The organism is Symplocastrum torsivum (genome assembly GCF_059505465.1).
On sequence record NZ_JCACKQ010000102.1, the window covers coordinates 1 to 7,810 of the forward strand.

General features: G+C 44.6%; 10 protein-coding genes. 5 read left to right on the forward strand and 5 right to left on the reverse strand.

The genetic code is table 11. The features are described 5' to 3' along the window. Positions 1–136: 136 nt before the first annotated feature. Entirely contained in the window at positions 137–304 is a 168-nt protein-coding gene (locus AC5JL3_RS24890; RefSeq protein ID WP_496077040.1) for a hypothetical protein, read from the reverse strand. Next, positions 304–492, reverse strand: a complete 189-nt coding sequence (locus AC5JL3_RS24895) for a hypothetical protein (protein WP_496077032.1) — start codon at positions 490–492, stop codon at positions 304–306. The genes AC5JL3_RS24890 and AC5JL3_RS24895 overlap by 1 nt, the downstream gene beginning before the upstream one ends. 283 nt (positions 493–775) lie before the next feature. Between AC5JL3_RS24895 and AC5JL3_RS24900 the strand changes: the two genes are divergently transcribed. The 4 genes from AC5JL3_RS24900 to crtR all read left to right on the forward strand — a co-directional run bounded on the left by AC5JL3_RS24900 (position 776) and on the right by crtR (position 4,393). Beyond that, positions 776–988 carry a DUF2997 domain-containing protein gene (locus AC5JL3_RS24900; protein ID WP_496077033.1) on the forward strand — a complete coding sequence of 71 codons (213 nt, stop codon included), beginning with the start codon at positions 776–778 and terminating at the stop codon, positions 986–988. An 11-nt stretch (positions 989–999) separates the two neighbouring features. Then, positions 1,000–1,755, forward strand: coding sequence for a nucleotide exchange factor GrpE (locus AC5JL3_RS24905; RefSeq protein WP_496077034.1), 756 nt, complete (start codon positions 1,000–1,002; stop codon positions 1,753–1,755). Beyond that, positions 1,752–3,308: an Hsp70 family protein gene (locus AC5JL3_RS24910; RefSeq protein ID WP_496077035.1), complete on the forward strand. Its 1,557-nt coding sequence runs from the start codon at positions 1,752–1,754 to the stop codon at positions 3,306–3,308. Before AC5JL3_RS24905 ends, AC5JL3_RS24910 begins: the two co-directional genes overlap by 4 nt. 182 nt (positions 3,309–3,490) lie before the next feature. Further along, a complete protein-coding gene (crtR, locus tag AC5JL3_RS24915; protein WP_496077036.1) occupies positions 3,491–4,393 on the forward strand; it encodes a beta-carotene hydroxylase in 903 nt (300 codons plus the stop codon). Between the two features lie 256 nt (positions 4,394–4,649). Here the strand turns inward: crtR and AC5JL3_RS24920 are convergent, their stop codons facing one another. The 3 genes from AC5JL3_RS24920 to AC5JL3_RS24930 form a co-directional block, all read right to left on the reverse strand. Further along, entirely contained in the window at positions 4,650–4,889 is a 240-nt protein-coding gene (locus AC5JL3_RS24920; RefSeq protein ID WP_496077037.1) for a 2Fe-2S iron-sulfur cluster-binding protein, read from the reverse strand. Next, the gene (gene cobQ, locus AC5JL3_RS24925) at positions 4,886–6,385 is read right to left on the reverse strand and encodes a cobyric acid synthase CobQ (protein ID WP_496077038.1); all 1,500 of its coding nucleotides are present in this window, start codon (positions 6,383–6,385) and stop codon (positions 4,886–4,888) included. Before cobQ ends, AC5JL3_RS24920 begins: the two co-directional genes overlap by 4 nt. Positions 6,386–6,450: 65 nt before the next feature. Further along, positions 6,451–6,861, reverse strand: a complete 411-nt coding sequence (locus AC5JL3_RS24930) for an Npun_F0494 family protein (RefSeq protein ID WP_496077039.1) — start codon at positions 6,859–6,861, stop codon at positions 6,451–6,453. A 211-nt stretch (positions 6,862–7,072) separates the two neighbouring features. Here AC5JL3_RS24930 and AC5JL3_RS24935 point away from each other — a divergent pair, with 211 nt between their 5' ends. Further along, on the forward strand, positions 7,073–7,507 hold the full coding sequence (locus AC5JL3_RS24935; protein ID WP_192220488.1) for a peroxiredoxin: 435 nt from the start codon (positions 7,073–7,075) through the stop codon (positions 7,505–7,507). The last annotated feature ends 303 nt before the right edge of the window (positions 7,508–7,810 follow it).

Sequence of the window (7,810 nt, forward strand, 5' to 3'; positions counted from 1 at the left end):
ATCGCTTTTGTTCAGACCCCATAGTACCCCAGCGACGACTTTTGCAAGAGGTCTACTAATGAGCAGTCAAATAGCAAAAAGTTAAAGTTTACCCTCTTGCAAAGCGCCAAGCTTAGGTAACTCCTTCCACTCCGGCTCAATCGGCATTCTGAATGCCAGGGACTTTGCGATAGATAGAGGCAATATCGCCGCGAAAATCTATGCTAGCGAAGTCAATCTCCTCTCCTTGTCCATAGGTTTGAGAAAGCCAACTCCCTGACACCGAAAGGCGAAAACACTCAACGCTCATCTGAGATTGATTAATTAATACATATTCCTGTAAGGATGGCGACGTTTGATAGTCAGCAAATTTTCCCCCTCTGTATGAGGTTTCTTTGCCCCTACCATTGCATAGACTTGTCCACGCCTATACTCATGTTTGATAGGGCTGACTCGTTCTCCCTCTAGATAATCTTCTCTTGAGATGTAGAATTGGCTTTTGCTAATAGTCATTTACAAGAGCCTCGCCTTAGGCAATCTCAGTTTAACAACAGTTTTTGGGCAGAAGTAACGAGTCTTACCGAGCAGAGCTATTTCGGCAAGCTGTAACCCAGCTTCAGTAAAGCCGTGTGGAACTTAGCTTCAGATGCGGTTGGCACAACCAAAAAGCGTGAAGCGCAGCTATTCCGTAAGCAATCGCCTATCTCATGCCACTGCGAAACCTTATGACCTTTTATAATCCCCTCAAGCAGTTACCATCAGATTAACCATTGCATTGAACTTCTCTAGTAACTTTATGGCTGAGTACCAACGAGTTGAGTATCGTATCGGAAAAGACGGCAAAATCATTGAAACCGTCATTAACGCCACAGGTGTGAGTTGTACCGATACCACAAAGGGCATTGAACAGGCGTTAGGGGAAGTATCCAATCAAGAGCTGTTGCCAGAGTATTACGCAGAGGAAGAAAACTTAACCATATCAGAAGATATTTCTCTTAACCAGATGTAGCAGGTAACACAATGATTGACAGCCTCAAGGTACCAGTGCCCAGCTTTGGAACGTTACTGGTTTTAGGGGGTCTTTTTTTTGTGCTGCTGTACATTTATTCACTCTCAGAAAACGCTCAAGTGTCTCCTCTGAAATATGACCAACTCCTCAAAGAGCGCCTCAAGCAGCTAGGAATCAGTAGCTTTCTCGATTTACAGCAAAAAGCTGGTTTAACGTCCACACAGCTTCGCCAAGTCCGGCGTGGAGAGCTATCATTACTCAAGCTCAAAGATCTAACTAAGCTTGCCACTGCTTTGGACTGGACGATAGAAGAACTCTTGCAGTTGGGTGGATTCAAGACGAATTCCAGGAAACAGGTGTCAGAAACGGAACTCCTGCGGCGTGAGTGTTTGCAACTACGCCAAGAGTTGCAAAACCTAAGCCGTGAATTAACCACCGAGTTTCAACACTCAACATTCTCTCAATTGCAGACTTTACTCACCAACTATCCCAGTCTTCGCGCTTCTATAAACGTGAAACCCGATCTCCCTGCTAAAAACATCGTTTCGCTATTTACGCCACTCGATAATCTCATCGAAACTTGGGGTTATGAACGAATTGGTCAAGCTTGGGAGCAAGTTCCCTACAATCCTCAATTACATCAAGCTGATGCTAGTGATATTGAAGTTGGAGAGTTAGTTTATATTCGGTTTATCGGATACAAGGAAGGAGAACGGATACTCTGTCCTGCGAAAGTCAGTCGGACGCTACCAGGAGGTGTCAAATGACAGTTATTGCGATTGACTTCGGAACGAGCAACACTGTTGTTTATACCACTGACCCTGTAACGAAAATACCAAGAACTCTCAAGTTTAACCAATCACGTCGATTTGAAACAGGGACAGATCAGGTGAATGTCGTGCCGAGTTTGGTATTTGTTCAGGAACCCAATCAGTTGATAATTGGAGAACAAGTGCGATCGCAACGTCTCGGATTTACTCAGCCTGAGCGATTGTTTCAAGCTTTTAAACGGGACTTAGTTGCCGATTACCGTCCACCCCCACGTCAACTAGATGGCACACTCTACACAGCCGAAACAATTTGTGAACTCTTTTTAAAACAGATTTGGCAACAGGTACTACAACAAGCACCAGTCACTCGCACTATTTTTACTGTACCCGTTGGTGCTTTTGAGCGATATCTTGATTGGTTCCGTGACTTCGCAGATTCGTTGGGTCTGCCAAATGTTCAACTGGTGGATGAGTCTACAGCAGCAGCTTTAGGTTATGCAGTAAAGCGTCCTGGTTCTGTTGTTTTGGTCGTAGATTTTGGCGGCGGGACGCTGGATTTAAGCCTAATTCGGACGGTGGCTGCTGATAAGACAAAGAAGGTTTTACGCGCTGAAGTACTAGCGAAGTCCGATGCTTATGTTGGTGGAGTGGATATTGATGTCTGGATTGTCGAGCATTACCTAAGGCAAATCAATTCTTCACGGGAAGAGGTAAAAGAAATAGGTTGGCAGAACTTGCTAGAAGTAGCAGAAAAGCTAAAAATCCGGCTTTCAAATGCAATCGAAGCAACTGAAAGCTGGTTTGACGATGAGAACTTTTTTGCTCACGATTTGCATCTCACACAAAGTGAATTAGCAGAGATTCTGGAAGAAAGGCAGTTATTAGAACAACTACGACAAGCAATAGATGAAGTCTTAGCTCGTGCCATCTCGAAGGGTATTAGTAAAGGGGATATTGAACAGGTACTGCTTGTGGGAGGGAGTTGTCAGATTCCGGCTGTCCAGCAGTTGGTGAATACTTACTTTGGACGGAATAAAGTTAAGCTAGATAAGCCTTTTGAAGCCGTTGCGTACGGTGCCTTAGCTTTAGGAGAGTTAGTTGAAGTAGAGGATTATCTACGACACAGCTATGCCATTCGTTTGTGGGAACCTTATACCCGACAATATTCCTATTTCACCCTGTTTGAAAAAGGAATGCACTATCCTTGTTCTCGCGCTGAACCCCTAACGCTGCAAGTAGCTATCAATGGACAACGGGAGATACGTCTGGATATTGGGGAAGTGGCAGATGTCTCAGCCGCTGAGGTAACCTACGATGCTCAAGGTAGGATGACCAGTAGTTTTCTCAATCAACAATCTTGTTTTCGCTCTATGAGTGGCACTCAAAGTGAAGTTTGTGTCGCCCATCTAGAACCATCGGGGGAAACAGGAGTAGATCGAATTGAAGTGATGTTTACAGTATCAGAACAGCGGGTATTATTAGTGACGGTGAAAGATTTGTTGACGGGACAGATATTAGTAGAGAGGGGTGCGATCGCAAAACTTCAGTAACCACACTAAAGCATTTGATCAGAGGCTAGCTAGCACAGAAATAATCCGCTTTTGCCTCAAAATCTCTTGTTTATTAATTAGCGACTTTATGATTGGACGCATTAAGGTTCACAAATCTTTGTAATTTACAGATTGTATAGTATACTACAAATAACATTAATGAAAAAGGAGCAAAGACAACAATGTTGGAGGCAGAGAAGCCACTAACAGTTCCCAAGGAGTTTCTGGGGCCTCCTGATGAGTTCAATCCAACGCTACTAATGTTTCTAGTAGCGATCGCGTTGCTTGTCATCTCTAACTGTGGGTACTGGCTTTGGCACTGGGTTGACTGGTGCTGCTTTTGTATAAATGTTCTCGCTATACACATGGCAGGGACAGTGATTCACGATGCTTGCCACAATGCTGCTCATCGCAATCGGATAATGAATGCCGTGATGGGGCATGGCAGTGCGCTAATGCTGGGTTTTGCGTTTCCAGTGTTCACGCGAGTCCATTTACAGCATCATGCTCATGTCAACGATCCAGAGAATGACCCCGACCATTATGTTTCAACAGGTGGTCCTCTGTGGCTAATTTTTGTGCGTTTTCTGTATCATGAAATCTTCTTTTTCAAACGACGGCTGTGGCGAAAGTATGAGTTGTTGGAGTGGTTTATCAGCCGATCAATTGTCATAAGTATTGTTTATACTTCCTGCCAATACGACTTTTTAGGTTACGTTCTCAACTTCTGGTTTATCCCAACTGCAATAGTCGGGCTAGCGTTGGGATTATTTTTTGATTACTTGCCTCATCGCCCTCATCAAGAACGCGATCGCTGGAAAAATGCCAGGGTTTATCCTAATGCGATTCTCAATGTATTAATCATGGGGCAAAATTACCATTTGATTCATCATCTATGGCCGTCTATCCCCTGGTATAACTATCAACCTGCTTACTATGCTACTAAGCCTCTTTTAGATGAAAAAGGCTGCGAACAAACATTGGGATTGCTAAAACCAAAAAACTTTTGGAGTTTTTTATATGATGTGTTTTTAGGAATTCATTTTCACGGTAAATCATCTAAAACAATTAGAGCTGATTTGTAAGTAGCTATCAGCGTTCAGCGTTCAGCGTTCAGCAAAAAGCCTAACTGACGGCTAAGCTGCCACACATTTAAATTGTCTGTTGAGACTTCATGGGAGATGCGGTGATAGGGCTACTGTGTATATAAAAGTCTGACTCGCCCCCTAAATCCCCCAACTCTGGGGGACTTTGAACTCCGGTTCCCTCCAGAATTGGGGGGCTAGGGGGGCAAAAGAATGCAATCAACAAATGCTGAAGGCTTACTTTCAAAAGCTGACTTTACCAAGTAGGGTCACTGTAGAGATTAATCGTCAACTCTTCATGACCTGCTGGTACAGCACTGATGCAGGCACAAATTGTTGCACCATTCTCAATTTCTACCTCACAGGCATGACAAGTCCCCATCAGGCAACCAGTGGGAATGAAAACACCAGCCCGTTCAGCAACCTGAAGCATTGGTTCTCCTGCTTCGGCGTTAACTTTCACATTGTCTGGCAAAAATCGGATGCTAATACTCATGCTTTTTGGGAAGGTAAAATCGGGCTTAAATCTAAATTAGCTTCCACGATATCCGCCAGTGAATTTAAAATAGCTTCGCGTTGTTCGCGGTAGTTCGCAACACCTGTGGGAAGAGAAGGTAGCCCCCGTTGCTGTCGAAGGTGATTTAACCATGCACGTCGCCAAGGTCCATTGTCAAAAAGACCGTGGAGATAACTACCCCAAACAGATTGACTGACATCAACAATACCTAAACCTGGGTCATCAAAAAGAGGTTTATAGGAAGATTGTTTTTCTCCATCCTCCGATTCGATTAATCGCGATCGCCCTTGGTGAATTTCATATCCTGCAACGGGTAAACCGACTTGGGGGTAATTGGAAGATACAAGTCGTTGACGTGCAATTTTGTTACCTGTAATAACTGTTTTTAAGGGCAACAAATCCAATCCCTGATACCGTCCTTCTTGACCTTCTACACCCTCCGGATCAGCAATCATTTTCCCCAGCATTTGGAATCCCCCACAAATGCCGAGAACTGTACCCCCTGCTGCTGCATAGCCTTGAATTTCTGCTGCCATGCCCGTTTTTTGCAATAGCATCAAGTCCGCGATTGTTGTCTTAGTGCCTGGAAGAATTACGGCATCGGGATGTCCCAACGATTGATTGGGGGAAATGTATCTTACAGTAACGCTGGGTTCAGCTTCGAGGGGGTCAAAGTCAGTAAAGTTAGAAATTCGGGGAAGCCGAATTACAGCGATTGTTAGTTCACTATTTTGCTTTTTCTTGAAGTTGCGCTCAAGCAAATCTAGAGAATCTTCAGCAGGGAACAACTGTTCCATCCAGGGAATGACACCGACAACAGGAATACCAGTGCGTTCTTCTAACCACTTGATTCCTGGTTCCAAAAGCGATCGCTGTCCCCGAAACTTGTTAATCACCACACCCTTAATCAAGGCGCGTTCCTCTGGTTCCAAGAGTTCCAGAGTCCCAACAACATGAGCAAATGCCCCACCCCGATCAATATCAACGACTAGCAATGTGGGAGCATTTAAATGCATCGCAACTCGCATATTCGTTAAGTCGCGGTGCTTAAGGTTAATCTCCGCCGGACTCCCCGCGCCTTCGCAAACAATCAAATCAAACTCATTGCCCAGACGCCGTAGGGATTCTTCTATTGCCTGCCAACCTTTAGCAAAATACTGTTCGTAATAATCAGAAGCGCTAACCTGACCAACTGCCCTACCCATGAGAATGACTTGAGATGTCATATCGCCTTGGGGTTTAAGGAGAATCGGGTTCATTTCTACACAAGGCATCACACCGGCTGCCCAAGCTTGTACCGCTTGTGCATGACCAATTTCTCCCCCATTCGGCGTTACATAAGCATTTAGCGCCATATTTTGCCCCTTAAAGGGCGAAACCCGCCAACCACGCCGCGAAAGAATGCGACACAAAGCTGTTGTAACTAAGGATTTTCCTGCATGGGACGTTGTCCCCACGACCATAATAGCTTTCATAAATCAGGGTTAAGGGTAGGGTATAGGTGAGGCAAGACTTGTAGAAGGTACCCTTTAAACGTTGCTTAGATAGGCAATCGCAACCATCGGCTCAACGCATTATAAAGCCGATCCATAAAAGATGGGGGAGGCAACGTCCCTCCCTGAGATTCCCATGTTTTTATCAGTTGGCGTCCTAATGGGGTTAAGCGAAAACTATCAGTGATGCCCTGACCATCGACTTCTCGCCGCAAAACACCGACTTGGATTAGCCACATTAAACCACTTTCTACTGCCAACTCTGACATTGGGCGTTTTGTGTAATGCTGTTTGACAGCTTCTTGTCCTGCGATCGCCTGTAAGGGAACACTCTTTGAGCGCATTGCGACAAATAGAGGAAGCTGGAACGGTAAACAACGCATCGCCAGTTCTGCTCGTTTAACAGTACGGGCAGGATATTGAATAGATTGGCTCTCTAAAGGCTGAATTAAAGTCATTACAACGGCTGATATATTAACACAACGCTGATTAGCTAATCATTTTTCTATCTTAAGCGGTTTCAACAAGCTCATTCCTCGCTGCTGGTCTAGAAGCGTTTAGGACTTAGCAGTTTCTTTCAACCACTTCTGGGTTAAAGCCGGAAAAATTTTAATTTATTGTAATATCTAAAGTTGGACGATCACTCAAACCAATAGGAATATAAGATTTATGGCTTTAGCAGTTGGTACGGATGCACCTGCATTTACTGCCAAAGATAGCGAGGGAAAGACCGTTTCCCTATCAGACTTTGCTGGTAAAACTGTTGTTTTATATTTTTATCCCAAGGACGACACCCCTGGCTGTACCAAACAAGCTCAAAGCTTCCGGGATAACTACGCCGAATATCAAGGCAAAGACATGGTTGTGCTTGGTGTGAGTCGGGATGACGAGGCATCCCATAAACTCTTTCAAGAGAAGTATGGTTTGCCCTTCCAGTTGCTAGCCGATGTCGATGGAACCATTACCAAAGCTTACGATGTTGATGGTGGCGGTTATGCTAAGCGTGTGACCTACATCATTGACGGCAATGGCAAAATTACCCATGTTGATGCCAGTGTCAACACGGCTAGCCATGCCCAAGATATTCTGGCTGCTGCGGGCTAGGCCCACTTAGAAATATAAACGAGAGATTGCATAAAATAGGGGCACGGCATCATGCCGTGCCCCTATTTGTTTTAAGTCTTTTACTGAGTTAACTAGACATCTTGCATAAATCCCGGAATGCGCCCTAAATCCCCCAATTCTGGGGGGCTTTGAATTTTGATTTCCCCTGAATTGAGGGGCAAGGGTGTGTTTTTAAACCCTTCGATCCCCCCTGCCCCACTTAAAAAAGGGGAAGAATTTAGTCAAATTCCCCCTTTTTAAGCTATGCATTAGTCACATCTTTCTTAATAAACTCTGACTTGA